15 protein-coding genes are annotated in these 15,911 nt (G+C 47.6%); 8 read left to right on the top strand and 7 right to left on the bottom strand.

From position 1 onward, the window contains the following. The first annotated feature begins 4 nt into the window (after positions 1-4). Entirely contained in the window at positions 5-1,069 is a 1,065-nt protein-coding gene (locus tag NBH07_RS14330; protein WP_009018728.1) for a glycosyltransferase, read from the top strand. A 13-nt stretch (positions 1,070-1,082) separates the two neighbouring features. On the opposite strand, the gene NBH07_RS14325 is transcribed toward NBH07_RS14330, so the two are convergent. The 6 genes from NBH07_RS14325 to NBH07_RS14300 form a co-directional block, all read right to left on the bottom strand. Continuing rightward, entirely contained in the window at positions 1,083-1,946 is an 864-nt protein-coding gene (locus NBH07_RS14325) for a hypothetical protein (RefSeq protein WP_009018729.1), read from the bottom strand. Between the two features lie 6 nt (positions 1,947-1,952). Continuing rightward, positions 1,953-2,687 (bottom strand): lipopolysaccharide kinase InaA family protein, encoded by a 735-nt coding sequence (locus NBH07_RS14320; protein WP_009018730.1) that lies wholly within the window; start codon positions 2,685-2,687, stop codon positions 1,953-1,955. Beyond that, positions 2,671-3,726, bottom strand: a complete 1,056-nt coding sequence (locus NBH07_RS14315; protein ID WP_005864039.1) for a glycosyltransferase family 9 protein — start codon at positions 3,724-3,726, stop codon at positions 2,671-2,673. The genes NBH07_RS14320 and NBH07_RS14315 overlap by 17 nt, the downstream gene beginning before the upstream one ends. Beyond that, entirely contained in the window at positions 3,726-4,331 is a 606-nt protein-coding gene (locus NBH07_RS14310) for a DUF4254 domain-containing protein (RefSeq protein ID WP_005864038.1), read from the bottom strand. The genes NBH07_RS14315 and NBH07_RS14310 overlap by 1 nt, the downstream gene beginning before the upstream one ends. Positions 4,332-4,415: 84 nt before the next feature. Continuing rightward, positions 4,416-5,099 carry a response regulator transcription factor gene (locus NBH07_RS14305; RefSeq protein ID WP_009018731.1) on the bottom strand — a complete coding sequence of 228 codons (684 nt, stop codon included), beginning with the start codon at positions 5,097-5,099 and terminating at the stop codon, positions 4,416-4,418. Beyond that, on the bottom strand, positions 5,096-6,511 hold the full coding sequence (locus NBH07_RS14300; RefSeq protein ID WP_009018732.1) for a sensor histidine kinase: 1,416 nt from the start codon (positions 6,509-6,511) through the stop codon (positions 5,096-5,098). The genes NBH07_RS14305 and NBH07_RS14300 overlap by 4 nt, the downstream gene beginning before the upstream one ends. Positions 6,512-6,671: 160 nt before the next feature. On the opposite strand from NBH07_RS14300, the gene NBH07_RS14295 reads away from it, so the two are divergent. From NBH07_RS14295 to pdxB, 4 genes are all read left to right on the top strand, one after another. Further along, positions 6,672-7,550, top strand: a complete 879-nt coding sequence (locus NBH07_RS14295) for a GLPGLI family protein (RefSeq protein WP_009018733.1) — start codon at positions 6,672-6,674, stop codon at positions 7,548-7,550. Beyond that, positions 7,547-10,072, top strand: coding sequence for a carboxypeptidase-like regulatory domain-containing protein (locus NBH07_RS14290; protein WP_156682772.1), 2,526 nt, complete (start codon positions 7,547-7,549; stop codon positions 10,070-10,072). Before NBH07_RS14295 ends, NBH07_RS14290 begins: the two co-directional genes overlap by 4 nt. Before the next feature lie 71 nt (positions 10,073-10,143). Next, complete coding sequence (locus NBH07_RS14285; RefSeq protein ID WP_009018735.1) at positions 10,144-11,343, top strand: MFS transporter; 1,200 nt, start codon at positions 10,144-10,146, stop codon at positions 11,341-11,343. Between the two features lie 314 nt (positions 11,344-11,657). Further along, entirely contained in the window at positions 11,658-12,767 is a 1,110-nt protein-coding gene (pdxB, locus tag NBH07_RS14280; protein WP_009018736.1) for a 4-phosphoerythronate dehydrogenase PdxB, read from the top strand. 13 nt (positions 12,768-12,780) lie between these two features. Here the strand turns inward: pdxB and purN are convergent, their stop codons facing one another. Then, entirely contained in the window at positions 12,781-13,341 is a 561-nt protein-coding gene (gene purN / locus NBH07_RS14275; RefSeq protein ID WP_008774317.1) for a phosphoribosylglycinamide formyltransferase, read from the bottom strand. Positions 13,342-13,495: 154 nt separating this feature from the next. Between purN and NBH07_RS14270 the strand changes: the two genes are divergently transcribed. From NBH07_RS14270 to rnc, 3 genes are read left to right on the top strand one after another with little or no spacing between them, the layout of a single operon-like run. Next, positions 13,496-13,732 carry an acyl carrier protein gene (locus NBH07_RS14270; RefSeq protein ID WP_005639879.1) on the top strand — a complete coding sequence of 79 codons (237 nt, stop codon included), beginning with the start codon at positions 13,496-13,498 and terminating at the stop codon, positions 13,730-13,732. 21 nt (positions 13,733-13,753) lie between these two features. Next, on the top strand, positions 13,754-15,019 hold the full coding sequence (gene fabF, locus NBH07_RS14265; RefSeq protein ID WP_008774316.1) for a beta-ketoacyl-ACP synthase II: 1,266 nt from the start codon (positions 13,754-13,756) through the stop codon (positions 15,017-15,019). Between the two features lies 1 nt (position 15,020). After that, positions 15,021-15,863: a ribonuclease III gene (gene rnc / locus NBH07_RS14260; RefSeq protein ID WP_008774315.1), complete on the top strand. Its 843-nt coding sequence runs from the start codon at positions 15,021-15,023 to the stop codon at positions 15,861-15,863. Positions 15,864-15,911: the final 48 nt, after the last annotated feature.

Genomic DNA, 15,911 nt, shown 5'->3' with positions numbered 1-15,911 from the left:
CACAATGAATATACTTTTAGTCTATAAAGAAGCCGACATAGCGACCTACAAAATGCTGGAAGGATTGTCCAAGCTTGAGGACTTCAACATCTATATCGCTTCTCCCCAATCGTATACCGACAAAAAGATCTATGGGAATTGTACACCCTTGGATCTGCCGGTCATTACCTCGAAGTTCAACTGGAACGTTATTCGTGCCCTGCGCCAAATCATCAAGACTTATCAGATCGACCTTATCTACTCACCGAGTAGTTCCGGTTTATCAAACGCTCTATTCGCCTCCATAGGCACACGGGCGAAGAATATCGCATACCGAGGTACGCAGGCTAAATTGAAGCGGTTCGATCCGACCTATTATCTAGGCATCTTAAATCCCGCCGTGGAGCATGTCGTATGCGAGACCAAAGATATCGAGGAATATCTCTCCCGATTCATCGCACGAAAAAGGCTAACGACCAGCACAAAACCATTTGATATCGATTGGATCAAGGAAGCAGTCCGTACGCCCAAACAAGCAGACGATATTCCGGACGACGCCTTTCGTTGCATCTATATCGGAGCGACGAAGAACAGGCCGTTCAAAGGCTTAACCGATTTGATTCATGCGTTTATCTTATTGGATGATCCACGGGTACATCTTACGATCGTGGGAGAATATGGGGAAAATGATTTCCAATTAGCCCAACAGTCGAAGGTAAGCGCACAAATTCATTTTCTGGGACAGCGTTCCGACGCCATCTCTTTTCTGGTCACGTCCCAGTTGTTTATACTTCCCTCGCACCGGGATGCCTCCCCAAGAGTCGTGCGGGAGGCTATGGCTTGTTCCGTTCCTTGTATCGTAACAGATATACCGGGAGCAAGAGACTTAATCATAGACGGAGTCACCGGATTGTTAGTGCCGCCTTCTTCTCCTCAACAAATGGCGGCGTCTATCCGCTCGCTTATCGATAACCCGGAGCGATTGGAAGCGTTCGCCAAGGCCTCACGTGAGCATATCATCCAAGATTTCAGCGTAAAGGCTTATACAGACGGCTTCGCCACGTTATTCAGGTCGATCAAGAAAGCATAGATTATTTACAGATTCAGAAACAACGGATATAAGCTAATGAATAGCTATCATAAAGATGGTCCTTCATTCCATGTTTATATTGGAAGGACAGGATATTTTTCTTAAGCTCATAATTTAGCTTTGTCCGTAGAATCATCGGCTTATCCCCATTATCCCGATATCCCCGGAAACCGGCATAATTACAATCCAACGAGAACCCCCGATAGGTTCCTAACACACCTGCCCCATAACAGAAAGCGTCGTTCTGACGATTAACGACATCGTTAGTCATCCAACAATAAAAACCCGCTAAAGCTTGCACACGGATCGAAGCGTTTACATCTTTCCGCTTCCACAACGTACGTCCCAGATTAGCGTCGAACCAATAAGAGGCCGCATCCGTATAACGAGCGTCGCACAAGCGTCCGCCACTGGCGGTTTTCAGGTTGGCGCTTACCACGATATCCATCCATTTCTCGCTCCGGAGGGCTTGGAAATAAAAATTAAAGATCACGTCGCCCCGGCAAACAATCGGGGATTTCAATTCTACCGCATAACGCTCATCCCGCACTTCCGGCGACATCTCGTACCATTCTTGGAATACCCAACTGACATTCACTCCTACACGCCCCTTTACGACAGGAATGTACAAACGGGTAAAGATATCTTTCGTCTGATCGCCTCGCGTCTTATGATATTCCCCCCGAAGCTCCACTTCCCAACGGCTGGACAGGCTTCCTCCTACCAGCTCGGGAATCGGAAAGGCATTTGGCCCGAAATAACGGGACGAGTAAGTCAGATACTCTACCTTTTCCCACCATTCTAACGCCTTAACCGGAGATACATAGGCCAAAAGACAACTAACAACTAAACAGAACCGGAGTATTTGTATTTTCATAAAAGTCTATAATTCAAATTCAATCTCATGCTTCAACGCATATTTCTTCCAGAAACGATTTCGATAGTATAATATCCAACGAAGGCATTCCGCTTTATCAAAATGCCGGCTCTCGGCATAGGTCTCAGCCATTAAATGAAAAGCGGCTTCCCGTCCCCACAAGCGGGAGAAATTCTCGCATCCTCGTTTTAGCGAGACAGGCCCGAAATACATCCGGTTTATATCGATCAAGGAGAACCTAACCCCTTCCTCCGTACGATCGTACAATACATTTCCGGGAGAGAAATCGGCATGATAGACCTCCGCCTCATGCAACTTTGCCATATAAGTACCTAACGCACGGAAAATATCCTCGTTCTCCTCTACCGGACGCTGTCCGACTTTATACAATGTCTTATAGCTGGATTGCAAACTGATAAAATAACTATATCCCAAAAGGCCTTTCTCCCGAAAAAGGACATAAGCGATCGGGGCAGGAGTCTCAAACCCCTTGGCAACCAATCGCAGAGCGTACTCATAGGCTCGCACAGCCTTAGGCTGACGGAAAAAACGATAAATAACACGGTTTATCAAGAGGGGGACTCTATATCGCTTGACATTCAGTTCCACACCATCTACCTCAAAAACCTTGATCTCATTCCTCGCCTTATAAATCGTTTTTCCCTCTTCTGAAAATATACGAGGTACACGCCTTACAAAATCCTCGAATCGCCCGTACGCCGGGTTAATGATCTCCTTCATCCGAAACCATTTCATTTAAAGAGGTTAATACCTTGTTTATGATTAGATCCGGATTGAGCTGTTTCATACACGCCCAATCCTTCCGCAGGCAGGGCTTTTGGCCGAATACGGAACAAGGACGGCAAGGTAAGTCCAACTGGATACAATCTTCCGGATCCTGATGATATCCGTAAAATCCGGCATAGGGATGGGTAGCGCCCCAAACGGAAAGCACCCGTGTACCGACCAAGGAAGCGAAATGCATATTGGCGGAATCCATGCAAATCAACAGATCCAACCGGCTGATCAAGGCCAGTTCCTGATCCAAGGAATACTTGCCCGCCACGCTTTTTACCCGGGGATACTCAAAAGCCCATTGATCCAAGAGCGCCTCCTCGTAGCCACGACCACCGAACAGGAAGATGGTAAAATCCTCTCGATCGGAAAGCTCGGCCATGACCAGCTCCATCTCCCCGGTCGGATAAATCTTTCCCCGGTGCTTGGCGAAGGGGGCGATACCGATCCATTTGCCCGTCTTCGTTCCCGCAAGGGGTTCCAAGGCGGATAAATCAGGGGTCGAGGTCTCATAAAGCGAGGTGAACGATTCCGTATAGTTAAGCCCGGCGTTGCGGAACACATCCGCATAACGTTCGATCACCGGGCGAAGTTGTTTAAATCGTTTATGCTTCGCGTCGGTCAACCGGGCACGATCTTTCCGGGCCTTATCCACGACAAACACCCGTCTGCCGTTCAAGCGGAACAGCGTACGGATAATCATGGTTCGCAACACATCGTGCAAATCCAGCACCATATCGAAATCGTATTTCACCAAGGCAGAGGCAAAACGAAGCAATCCCGCCAACGTTTTCTCCGTGCTCTTCGTATTGATACCGATCACGTTCACGTTCTTCGGGCGGTTGATAAAAACCGGGATCAAGAACGCTTGCGTCAACACGGTAAACGAGTCCGTAGGATTCGCCTTGGCTGCGGAATAGATAACGGGAACGGTCATCGCCACATCCCCGATAGCCGAAAGTCGTATTACTAATATATTTGCCATTATTTCTTACCGTACAACACAGGATTCAAGGCCGGGTCGTTGTACATCTTCATTTGCTTGTAGACCTTCATGTATTTCTTACCGTCACGGATATCGGATAGCAATTGATCCAAAGCCATCGACAAATCCTTCTTCTGTTCCAACAAGACGGCCAACTTCTGCTCACAACGAGCCTTATGCTCGGCAGTAGCGTCCGGACGGTTTGCCTCCTCACGCATATGATAGATCTTAAGCGTAAGGATCGACAGACGATCGATCGCCCAAGCCGGGCTTTCCGTATTGATCGTAGCGTCCGGCAATACTTTCACGTTCTTGTATTTATCCAGAAAGAAACTATCGATCAACTCTACCAAATCCGTACGATCTTGATTCGACTTGTCGATGCGGCGTTTGATAGCCAGCGCTTCCACCGGGTCGATCTCCGGATTCCGGATAATGTCCTCCAAATGCCATTGGACGGCATCGATCCAGTTCTTAAGATAAAGATAAAACTCGATGCTCTTTACCGCATAGGGATTATGCACTGTAGCATCTACATTGTCAGTTACATGATAAGCCTCCGTAGCTTGCTCAAAAATGCGGAAACATTGTTCGCTGAAGTTCATATATGATTCATTTTCTTTCTGTGAATACTTTGTGGGACAAAGATAATGCTTACGGATCAGAAACCCAATTCTACCGGATAAATTCTATCCTCTTAGCATATATCCTTTCTTCGGCAAGGATACGATGCCGGTAGACGGATCGTTATGAAGCGCTTTACGGAGATAGGTGACCTGCACATTCAAGGCCAGGGAGTTGGCGTATGAGCTAGTTCCCCAGACGGTTTCCAACAGAAGGTCACGATCCACCGCCAGATTCAGGTTTGTCGCCAGGATTCGCAGAAGATCCGCTTGGCGGGAAGTGATCAATACCTTGTTATTGCCCGTACGGATCTCATTCGTGGTATAGTTGAAGGTCGTGTTTCCGAAATGGAAGCTCTCCTCCTGCACGTTTTCATGGACACCGATCTCAAAACGGTCCTTGATACGGGCGATCAGCTCTTCCGGATAGAAGGGTTTCGCCAAGTAATCGTTTCCGCGCAAGCTAAAACCTTTCAAACGGTCGTTCTTATCGGAACGGTCGGAAAGGAAAAAGATCAAGACATGGCGGTCTTGCTCACGGATCTTTTCCGCTACCTCGAAACCGTTTAGGCCGGGCATGTTGATATCCAGCAAGACCAGGTCCGGTTTCACGACCGGGAATTGCTTCAAAGCCATGGTACCATTGCCGGTATAAGTCACCTCATACCCCTCCCGTTCCAAGAATCGCTTCAAGACGAGGGAATACTTAAGGTCATCGTCAGCGAAAAGTATTTTCAATGTCGATTTCATAAGGCTGTAGTCGGTAGATTTATAGTAATTCGAGTGCCTTCACCTAATTCACTTCGCAGGGATACTGAACCATGATGCGCCTCTACTATTTGGCGAACGTAGCTCAATCCCAACCCAATACCGGGAATTTGCTTATCAGGCAGATGAGACGAACGGTAAAACTTCTCGAATACCTTTCGCCGCTCATCCGGAGCGATACCGAAGCCATTATCCGAAACGGTCAATTCCACCCCTTGCTGATTCCAAAGCACTACGATATCGATATTCACTTCCTCTCCCGAATATTTGATCGCATTCTCTATCAAGTTAGACAAGACATTCGCCACATGTACCGGATCGGCCGTCAGATCCGGCATATCCGGGGGAAAGGCCGTCGAGAAAGAGACTTTTTTCCCGGCGGGGATATTGGTCAGGCGTACCACCTTCTCCACCAACTCACGGAGGTTAAAAGCGGAAGGTCTCAAGAGCGTCTCCCGCTCGTCCGCACAAACCATATCTTTCAATTTTCCCAGATAGGCGGAAAGATTATCCAACTCGAACATGGAGTCTTGAAGGACCCGTTCCGTCGTGGCCTCATCCATCCGCATCTCCCGGTCATTCAAGAAAGAGACGAATACCTTCAAGGTTTGTACCGGTCGCCTCAGCTCATGGATCATCGTATGCACGAATCCCTCACGCAACTCGTTCAAGCGCATTTGCTCCCAGATCGTACGGATCTGGAAACCCAAACAAGCCAGCAATAACAAGATAAGGAAAATACTTAGGAAAAGCTGCCATCCCATCCGGCCCAATAACGGATTCATGGGAAGATCCACATCCACCCACACCGCCTTTCGCTCGATCGGGGCGAACTCATAGCATATCGAGATAGAGGTTGAAAACAGGTTTTTCGATAACGGCAACCATAAGGCCGACGACTGCCCGGACAAGGTATCGCCCGCTACGAACGGACGTACCCGATAATCCAGACCGGGCAGACCGGCAGACAAGATGGAGTCCAAACGCTCCGCGGAGAAAGGCACAAAGAACTCCACGACCGAACGATCTACCCCAACCAATAAGCTATCTTCCGGCATATTCGGGTCCAGATGAAGCCGAAAACTATGGATCTTTGTCGTATCCTTGGGATAAAGCTGGAAACCGAACGAGTTTTTCAACCCATTTAACACGCTATCACCAGACTGGTATTTCGACTGGCGTTCTATGATATAAGTACCTTTCGTCATCTCCGCCTCTTCCTTCCGTATACGAAATTCCTCCTGCCCGGCATGAAATACCTCACCGGCGATCTCATCCGCATAAGTACACATCTCGTACCGGAACTGATTGAACAGCCAATAGCCTTGTACCCCGATCGCCGCCAAAGCCGCCGCCAACGAGATTACCCATATCCATCGAATCCTCTTTCCCATATCTTATTCCTTTCCGGCAAAGATAGATAGCTACTCCATGATTACAACGTACATGTAGCCATTTTTATAAGCGGAGTAATATTTCAGTAATAAAAATCTTCCTTACGGCAAACGTTCCTCTCTTACATTCGCGACAAATAACTTCTAAAACCAACAGATCATGAAACGAATCATAGCGACAATCGGCCTGCTTTGCGTAGGTCTGTCAGGGGCGGGACACGAGACGAACGCCCAAGTGACAATCAACATCTTCAACCTAAACGACGTACTAAGAGCCAAGCCCATCGACGAGACACGTTTCACGGTACAATACCAAACCACGTCCATGCCGGACACGCTCCAACCCGACAAGAAAGAGGAAGAGACCCTCATGCTGAAGGTCGGGAATAAATGCTCCGTTTACTATAGTTACGCCAAATTCCTCACCGATTCCGTACTAGAGGCCGACAAAGCCGCCGGAGCCTCACAAGAAGTCATCAATGAACACCTGCAACAATATTCATCCAAGACCAACGCGCAGGTCTACAAGAATTATCCGGCGGGAAAGACCACGACCTTGGATGCCCTTGCCGCCAGTCGCTTTCGCTGCGAGGAAAAGGAGGAGCGCCCGGAATGGACCTTACTGCCCGATACGATGACCATCCTGTCCTATCCTTGCCGGAAAGCGACCTGTCATTTCAAGGGCAGGCATTATGAGGCTTGGTACACGCCGGAGATACCGAAAAGCGAGGGTCCTTGGAAATTATGCGGATTACCGGGCCTGATCCTAAAAGCCCAAGACAGCCAAGGACATTACACTTTCATCTGCACGGGTATCGAACTGAGCCGGGATAAGAACCCGATCCTTTTCGGGGGAAACGATTTCGAGCCGATCAGCCGCAAGAACCTGCAAAAGGTTTACGAACGATATGCCGTCGATCCTATCGGATACATCGCCTTGACCTCGCCACAGGTGAAAGTGACTGTCACCGACGATAACGGGAAACCTTACCAACCCAAGAACATGCCGTATAACCCTATAGAAAGGGAAGAAAGATGAAACGGATCATACTGCATATACACACTTTTTGTTTACTTACGCTGCTCTGCCCGGCAGGATTGGCCGCCCAATCCGTCATCCGAGGGATCGTGATCAACAGGGAAAGTCAACTGCCGGTAGAAGCGGCCACCGTGCAATTAACTAGAGGCAACGTCTCCCTTCCGATCAACTATACGTTAAGTAATAATGAAGGGACCTTTACCCTCACCCAACCGAAGCGGACGGACTCACTTCTCGTCTCCGTCTCGCTCTTAGGGTACCAAACCCAGCAACAAGCCGTACATGCCGGACAAACGCTTCGTTTTGAGATGGAGCCGCAGGTATTCAGCCTAAAGGAGGTGGAAATCCGTCCGGGACGTGTCTGGGGGCAGCAAGATACGATCAATTATGATGTCACCCGCTTTCTCTCCCCAAAGGATCAATCCATCAAGGACGTATTACGGAAACTTCCGGGTATCGATATCGATGATCTGGGGAAGATCTCTTACAACGGGAAAGAGATCCGTAATTTCTATGTGGAGGGACTGGATCTCACCAACGGGAAATACAAGCAAATCAGCGAGAACCTGCGAGCCGACGCCGTACAGAACATACAAGTGATGGAGAACCACCAACCGATCCGTGTGTTACAGAGAAAGATCAAGACCGAAGACGTAGCGTTGAACCTCAAACTGAGACCGGAATTCCGGGATCGCTGGCTGATCAATGCCGAAGGCGGTCTCGGCGCATCCCCGTTCTTATGGAAAGGAGCCGCTGACGCCTTGCAGATCAGCCGCAGCAGCCAATCCGCTTATCTATATAAAGGGAATAATACCGGGCAGGATGTATCGGGCGAGCAAAATACGCTTACCGAATCACCCGAATCCCGTTTATCCGAGCCCAAGGTTCCCCAATTTCTGCTACAGCCCTCATTCTCCGCCCCGCTAAAGAAAGAGCGCTGGCTGTTCAACCATATACACAGCCTATCCGCAAATCGCCTATATAAACTGAACGAGAACACCCAACTCCGTATAAACGCCGGTTATATCCACGACCTGCGAACACAGGAAAGGGGGAGTGAGACGACTTATTACCAATCCGAGGACACGATTCATCTAACGGAGCAAAGCGATAGCCGCATTCGCTCGGATCAAGCCAACCTCAATATCGGAGTGGAAAACAACTCGCAGGAAAGGTATCTCAAGAACCAGTTCTCAGCCACCGGAGATTGGCAATCCAGCCTTTCCCATATAACCGGAAACACAATTTCTACTGGCCTTAGAACATTGGACCAACGCATCAAAACCCCGAACCTCGACTTGCGTAATAATTTACGGACCCTGTGGAGCTTGGACAAATACACGTTAGAAGCCCAGTCTTCGCTCCGTTACCACAGCAACGCGGCCGATCTTCGCTTGGATAACCACCCTTATCCAATGAGCTTACGCGACTTTTATACCGATAATTCCTTCTCATTCCTGAAAAAGAGCGGTTCCCTCACCCAGCGATATACGGTGGGCATAAACGGGGAGATCAGCAATATCGAGAAAAGCCTGCAAACTTATCTTTCACCCGATTACCAATGGAATACCTATAAATGGACCCTATCCCTCAGCGTTCCTCTCAGATGGACCGGATATACAGGGGTCGGTTTCTCCCGCATCTCGGTTAATCCGTCCCTGTCCATTATCTACAAACTGAATTACGCATGGCGTTTCACGGCGCACGCCTCCTATAAGGAAAGATACGGAGAGATGACCGACTTATACGACCGGCCTTATCAAACGGATTACCGGAATAGCGTCTGGAATTGCGGAATCCTCCCGGTTTACAGACAACAGCTTTATTCCGTTTATGGGGAATACAAGAATACGGCACGGGAATTCTTCGCCACGGTAAACCTAACACACAACCGGGAGTGGTACAATCGTATATACGAGCAACGTATAGAGAACGGACAGGTACAACGAGTCTCCTTACCACTGTCCAACCACGGTTCCGGATATACCGTCAAAAGCACGCTATCCAAAGGCTTTTACGATCTAGGGCTAAAGACCTCGTTCCTGGCGCTCCTTAATATCAGCAAGGCCGAGCAAAGCAGCGGGGGACAAAGGCTTCCCTATCAATATCGTCTCATGCGCCTAGAACCCAAAGTGATCTGGACTCCCAACCGCCATTGGGAGACCAGCTACCAAACCGATATCCGGTACGGAGGAAATAAAATAGGAGAACGTACCCGTTTGGCGCCCTTATGGAACGTCACCCAACAAGTACAACTCTCCTACATTTTCTCACCCATAGAGGCAAGCCTTTCCGTAGATCATTATCACAATGACGTGAATGAAGACCAATCCGTCAACGCCGTTTTCGCAGACTTCTCGGTCTTATGGAAATCCCGGCGTTGGCAAATCACCGCCACGGCGACAAACCTGTTCGACAAACGTACCTACGCATACACACGATACGCATCGTTGGAAAGCTATACCTCATGGGTACGTATCCGTCCCCGGGAGTTTCTGGTAGCGATCCGCTACCGTTTATAATTATTAGGTCGTTTAGGGGATACTATTGTGAAAAATCAACTAATTTTGCGTCTTGATAAATAAGCGGCTTTATGAATAATGATAAGATCGTCACACCCAGCTTTTGCTATATACTAGCGGCGAATTTCCTGCTTTTTTTCGCTTTCTATCTAATCCTGCCGATCTTGCCTTTTTATCTGAAGGAAGAATTCATGATCGGGAAGTCTATGATCGGGTTTATCTTGTCGTGCTATACGCTAGCGGCGCTCTGTATCCGTCCGTTCGCCGGATATTTACTGGATACTTTCGCCCGCCGTCCCTTATATCTGGTGGCTTATTTCATTTTCACCGCCATATTTGGCGGATACATGGTAGCCACGGCGCTTACCCTCTTTATCGCCTTACGCGTCGTACACGGTTTCGCCTTCGGCATGGTGACGGTGGCCGGAAATACGATACTGATCGACATCTTGCCCTCCTCCCGCCGTGGGGAAGGTATTGGCTATTACGGCCTAGCCAATAACATCGCCATGAGTTTCGGGCCGATGATCGGTCTGTTCATGCAAGGGAACTTCACATACGACGTGATCTTTTCCTGCTCGTTGCTATCCGGAAGCCTTGGTTTTATCATGGCCTATATGGTCAAGACTCCTTATAAGCAACCGGTCAAACGAGAACCGATCTCCCTAGACCGCTTTTTCTTGGTGAAGGGAACTTGGGCGGGTATCTCCCTATTATTGCTCTCCATTCCTTATGGTATGACTACCACTTATGTAGCGATGTACGCCGCTGAGATCGGGATCAGTGTAAACTCCGGACTTTATTTCACCTTTATGGCCGTGGGACTCGCCGTCTCCCGCCTGTTCTCCGGACGGCAAGTGGATAAAGGACGGATCACGCTTGTTATCTCCCTCGGGATGTATTTGGCGGCGGCCACATTCTTTCTTCTTGCGGCGCTCAAGGAGTTGATGCATTGGAATCCGGTATTTTCCTCTTATCTCTACATAGGTATAGCCCTCTCGCAAGGCGTGGCGTTCGGAACCATGTTCCCTGCTTTCAACACGCTTTTCGTGAATCTGGCACCCAATAACCAGCGGGGTACGGCCACGTCTACATATCTAACTAGTTGGGATGTAGGTATCGGTATCGGGTTGATGGCCGGGGGCAGCATCGCACAAGAGCTGGGTGGCTTCAACTACGCCTACTTGTCTGGCGCTTGCCTTACGGTATTGTCTACGTTTTTCTTCTTGTTCAAGGCAGGGCCTCATTTCAATCGGTACAAGCTGAGATAAGTACTGCACGGCTCTTCCATTAATCTATCCGTTTTAGTTAAGCCGAGAAGCTTTAATTCTATACAATAAGCCTACTCATGAGCTGCGCACGTAAGAAGCTAAGAATCAGCGTCAAAAAACACGAGAATCTTTCCGTCAAAACACGTACATGTTTTTTCAAAAAGTCGTACGTGTTTTGGATGAAACTCGTACGTGTTTTCCCGAATCTTTCGGCTGAGAACAAAAGCACAAATAGAAATCGACAAGAAGCCATCATCACTTGTATATCCCCTGTTTTTTACTTAATATCGCGTAACGATAATCAAGCTGATAAGATGAAAATAATAGCAGATAACACGGTTCCTTACCTAAAAGGGATCTTGGAGCCGATAGCGGACGTATCCTACCTTGACTCCAAAGAGTTTACGCCCACGAACATAAAAGATGCGGATGCCTTGATCGTACGTAGCATAGATAAATGTACACGCGAGCTATTGGAAGGTAGCCGGGTTCGCCTCATCACGACAGCCACGATCGGGTACGACCATATCGATATCCATTATTGCGAGAAGGCAGGGATCACGTGGAAGAACGCCCCGGGTTGCAACGCCGCTTCCGTGGGGCAATATGTATTATCCTCTTTGGTAGCCGTCGCCCTCCGCAAAGGAGAGAGACTAGCAGGGAAGACTATCGGTATCGTTGGCGTAGGCCATGTAGGGAGTATCGTGGAGATGCTATGCGAGGCCATGGGGATGCGTGTGCTTCGCAATGACCCGCCCCGTGCCGAGCTGGAAGGTGAGGATGGATTCGTATCCTTGGACACGATCGCGAAAGAGGCGGATATCATAACCTTGCATGTGCCGTTGACCAAAGAGGGACGTTTCGCCACCCGCCATCTCGCCGATCATGCTTTTTTCGACAAATTGGAACGAAAACCATGGTTTATCAACAGTTGCCGGGGCGCCGTACATGATACGCAGGCCTTATTGCAGGCCAAACGAACCGGCAAGGTCAGCGAACTGATCATCGATTGCTGGGAGAACGAACCGGATATCGACCGGAAATTACTGTCGGAAGCCACGATCGCGACTCCTCATATAGCCGGTTTCTCCGCCGACGGGAAGGCGAACGGGACACGAATGTGCCTAGAGAATATAGGATGCTTTTTCGGTATCCGTATCGAAAAGATCAAGGAAGTCATTCCACCTGCCCCAACCAACCCATTCATCGACTTGGGACAATTCAAGGAGCACCGGGTGGAAGAAGCCATCTTGAGAAGTTTCAACCCAGAAGTAATCGACCAAGCACTAAGAGCAAATCCTCATCATTTCGAGCGATTTAGGGCAGCGTATGACCATCCCCGTGAGTTCCATGCTTACCAAGCGATCAAAGCTGACCCGGAAGAATTCGCCGTACTCCAGAAACTAGGTTTTCAAGTAGGCTAATGACAAAAAAGCCTTACAGTAAACTTTCGATCACATGAGGATAATGCGCATACTCCAAGGCATGCACTTTCGCAGCTACCTCATCTGGCGTATCCGAAGGTAATACCGGGCAAGAAGCCTGGAAGATGATAGCGCCCTCATCATAATGCTCATTAATATAATGTATAGTAATACCCGACTCCCGCTCACCAGCCTTTACGACCGCCTCATGCACATGCATGCCATACATCCCCTTGCCGCCATATTTAGGGAGTAACGCAGGATGGATGTTCACGATCTTTCCGGGAAAAGCCTGAAGAATAACGTCTGAGATCTTATTCATAAAACCGGCCAACACGATAAGGCAGACATCATATTCCGCCAACTTTTTCAAGATCGGCACACCGGCAATAAATTCCTCCCGTGAAAACACGAAAGAAGGAACGCCCAACTTGTTTACCCGCCCATGCACGCCAACATTGCGGTTATTTGATAAAACAACCGCAACATTAACGTTTTCACTGTTAGCAAAATATCGGGTGATGTTCTCGGCATTCGTACCAGATCCGGAAGCAAAAATCGCTATGTTTTTCATATTTTCAGATGTTTAAATGCACAAGAAAAGAAAAAATGTGCAGTTTTCCGCATTTTTAGCTTATTAAATTTGCTTTGTAACATAAAAAATTCTTTTCTTTGCACTGCAAATTTAAAAAGTATATTCGTATTTATTAATCTAAATTGAAAAAGTTATGTCTGAAGTTGCTGAAAGAGTAAAAGCTATCATCGTTGACAAGTTAAGTGTTGAAGAAACAGAAGTTACAAACGAAGCAAGCTTTACTAACGATTTAGGAGCAGACTCTCTTGACACTGTAGAATTGATTATGGAATTCGAAAAAGAATTCGGTATCTCAATTCCTGACGATCAAGCAGAAAAGATTACAACTGTAGGTGACGCTATCGCTTACATCGAGGCTAACGCGAAGTAATCAATCCTTTTAACTAAAGGTATGGAATTAAAAAGAGTTGTAGTAACAGGTCTTGGAGCTATTACTCCTCTTGGTAATACCCTCCCCGAAACATGGGAAGGTATTATCAACGGAAAAAGTGGCGCTGGACCTATTACTCAGTTTGATGCATCCAAATTCAAGACACAATTTGCATGCGAAGTTAAAGGCTTCGATCCGTTGAAAGTTATGGATCGTAAGGAAGCCCGCAAGTGTGATCGTTATAGCTTATTCGCGATCGATGCGGCGAAACAAGCGATCGAGGACGCGGCAATGGACTTGGATAAAGAAGATAAGAACCGTATCGGCGTTATTTTCGCTTCAGGTATCGGTGGTATCAAGACATTTGACGAGGAAGTATTGAGTTATGCGAAGATCAAGGATACGATCGGTCCGAAGTTTAACCCGTTCTTCATCCCGAAAATGATCTCGGATATCGCGGCCGGACATATTTCCATGCTTTATGGATTCCACGGCCCGAACTTTGCGACCGTCTCAGCTTGTGCATCTTCTACAAACGCTATCAGTGACGCATTCAATTATATCCGTTTAGGCAAGGCTAACGTCATCATCACCGGTGGAGCGGAAGCTGCTGTTTCTGAATCGGGTGTAGGTGGATTCAACTCCATGAACGCGTTATCGACACGTAATGATTCTCCCGAGACCGCATCTCGCCCGTTCAGCGCTAGCCGTGACGGATTCGTGATGGGTGAAGGTGGAGCTTGCTTGGTATTGGAAGAAATGGAGCACGCATTGGCTCGTGGCGCTAAAATATATTGCGAGATCGCAGGAACCGGAATGTCTGCCGATGCCTATCACTTGACCGCTTCTCATCCGGATGGTTTAGGAGCGAAGCTGGTTATGCGCAACGCATTGGAAGACGCTGGAATGGCTCCGGAAGATATTGATTACATCAATGTTCATGGAACATCGACTCCCGTAGGCGATATCTCAGAGGTTAAGGCGATCAAAGATGTGTTCGGAGAACATGCTTATCAACTGAATATCAGTTCCACAAAGTCAATGACCGGTCACTTGCTTGGTGCTGCCGGAGCGGTAGAGGCGATCCTGTGTATTATGGCGATAAACGATGGTATTATCCCGCCGACCATTAACCATGCGGAAGGCGACGATGATCCTGAAATAGATTATAAACTGAATTTCACATTCAATAAGGCTCAAAAGAGAGAAGTGAAAGCCGCTTTATCGAATACGTTTGGTTTCGGTGGACACAACGCTTGCGCCATTGTTAAAAAATTCGTGAAATAACGTGTTTAGAAAGCTATACAAACAGCTACATAAAAGAATAAGGCTCCTGCATAATAAAGGTAGGGAGCCTTATTTGTCTTTATCAAAGATTCTAGGTTTTTATCCGGATAATCTCCAGATTTACGAGCAGGCCTTGTTGCATAAATCATCATCGGTAGAGACGGGTGATGGTAAATGGCTTAACAATGAGCGTCTTGAATTTTTAGGAGATGGCATTTTGGATGCGGCGGTCGCCGATATTGTCTATAAGCGCTACCCAAATAAGCGGGAAGGCTTTTTGACAAACACACGCTCCAAGATCGTACAACGGGAAACGATGAATAAGGTCGCCGTACAACTCGGCCTCGATCAAATGGTAGTCTATTCAACCAAGATAAACTCTCATAACAATCATATGTATGGTAATGCGCTCGAGGCTTTGATCGGCGCTATTTATCTGGATCAAGGTTATGACGTTTGTTATAAGTTTATCCGTGACGTGATGATAGAAAAGTATATCGATGTAGATATGCTCGTCCGGAAAGAGATAAATTTCAAGTCAAACTTGATTGAATGGAGCCAAAAGAACAAAATATCGATCTCGTTCGATCTAATAGAGTCTTTTACGGATCATGATGGAAATCCTGTATTCCAAAGCGCGATTAAATTGCTGGGCGAGCAAATTGGCATAGGTATCGGTTACTCCAAAAAAGAATCCCAGCAAGCGGCTTCTAAAATGGCGGTCAAAAGATTGCGGACAGACAAAGAACTCCAGCAACGTATCTCTGCCACAAAGAAAAAGAAGACTGGTGAACTAACCGATGAAAAAGAGTTTTCTGACCTCCCAGAGGAAGAAACTGTATGATAAATAGCAGAACTTGGGTATATCGTTTGATATACCCAAGTTCTTAGT

It is taken from the genome of Parabacteroides sp. B2-S-102, from assembly GCF_023656665.1.
GTDB lineage: Bacteria > Bacteroidota > Bacteroidia > Bacteroidales > Tannerellaceae > Parabacteroides > Parabacteroides distasonis.
Note: the sequence above shows the minus strand (reverse complement) of the source record. Positions and strands in the feature narration are given on the sequence as shown.

Bases quoted from the DNA above. Each gene is read 5' to 3' on its own strand.
- NBH07_RS14310 (WP_005864038.1), bottom strand. From the start codon at position 4,331: ATGAACTTCAGCGAACAATGTTTCCGCATTTTTGAGCAAGCTACGGAG.
- fabF (WP_008774316.1), top strand. From the start codon at position 13,754: ATGGAATTAAAAAGAGTTGTAGTAACAGGTCTTGGAGCTATTACTCCT.
- NBH07_RS14315 (WP_005864039.1), bottom strand. From the start codon at position 3,726: ATGGCAAATATATTAGTAATACGACTTTCGGCTATCGGGGATGTGGCG.
- NBH07_RS14270 (WP_005639879.1), top strand. From the start codon at position 13,496: ATGTCTGAAGTTGCTGAAAGAGTAAAAGCTATCATCGTTGACAAGTTA.
- NBH07_RS14330 (WP_009018728.1), top strand. From the start codon at position 5: ATGAATATACTTTTAGTCTATAAAGAAGCCGACATAGCGACCTACAAA.
- NBH07_RS14325 (WP_009018729.1), bottom strand. From the start codon at position 1,946: ATGAAAATACAAATACTCCGGTTCTGTTTAGTTGTTAGTTGTCTTTTG.
- purN (WP_008774317.1), bottom strand. From the start codon at position 13,341: ATGAAAAACATAGCGATTTTTGCTTCCGGATCTGGTACGAATGCCGAG.
- NBH07_RS14320 (WP_009018730.1), bottom strand. From the start codon at position 2,687: ATGAAGGAGATCATTAACCCGGCGTACGGGCGATTCGAGGATTTTGTA.
- pdxB (WP_009018736.1), top strand. From the start codon at position 11,658: ATGAAAATAATAGCAGATAACACGGTTCCTTACCTAAAAGGGATCTTG.
- NBH07_RS14285 (WP_009018735.1), top strand. From the start codon at position 10,144: ATGAATAATGATAAGATCGTCACACCCAGCTTTTGCTATATACTAGCG.
- NBH07_RS14295 (WP_009018733.1), top strand. From the start codon at position 6,672: ATGAAACGAATCATAGCGACAATCGGCCTGCTTTGCGTAGGTCTGTCA.
- NBH07_RS14305 (WP_009018731.1), bottom strand. From the start codon at position 5,099: ATGAAATCGACATTGAAAATACTTTTCGCTGACGATGACCTTAAGTAT.
- NBH07_RS14290 (WP_156682772.1), top strand. From the start codon at position 7,547: ATGAAACGGATCATACTGCATATACACACTTTTTGTTTACTTACGCTG.
- NBH07_RS14300 (WP_009018732.1), bottom strand. From the start codon at position 6,511: ATGGGAAAGAGGATTCGATGGATATGGGTAATCTCGTTGGCGGCGGCT.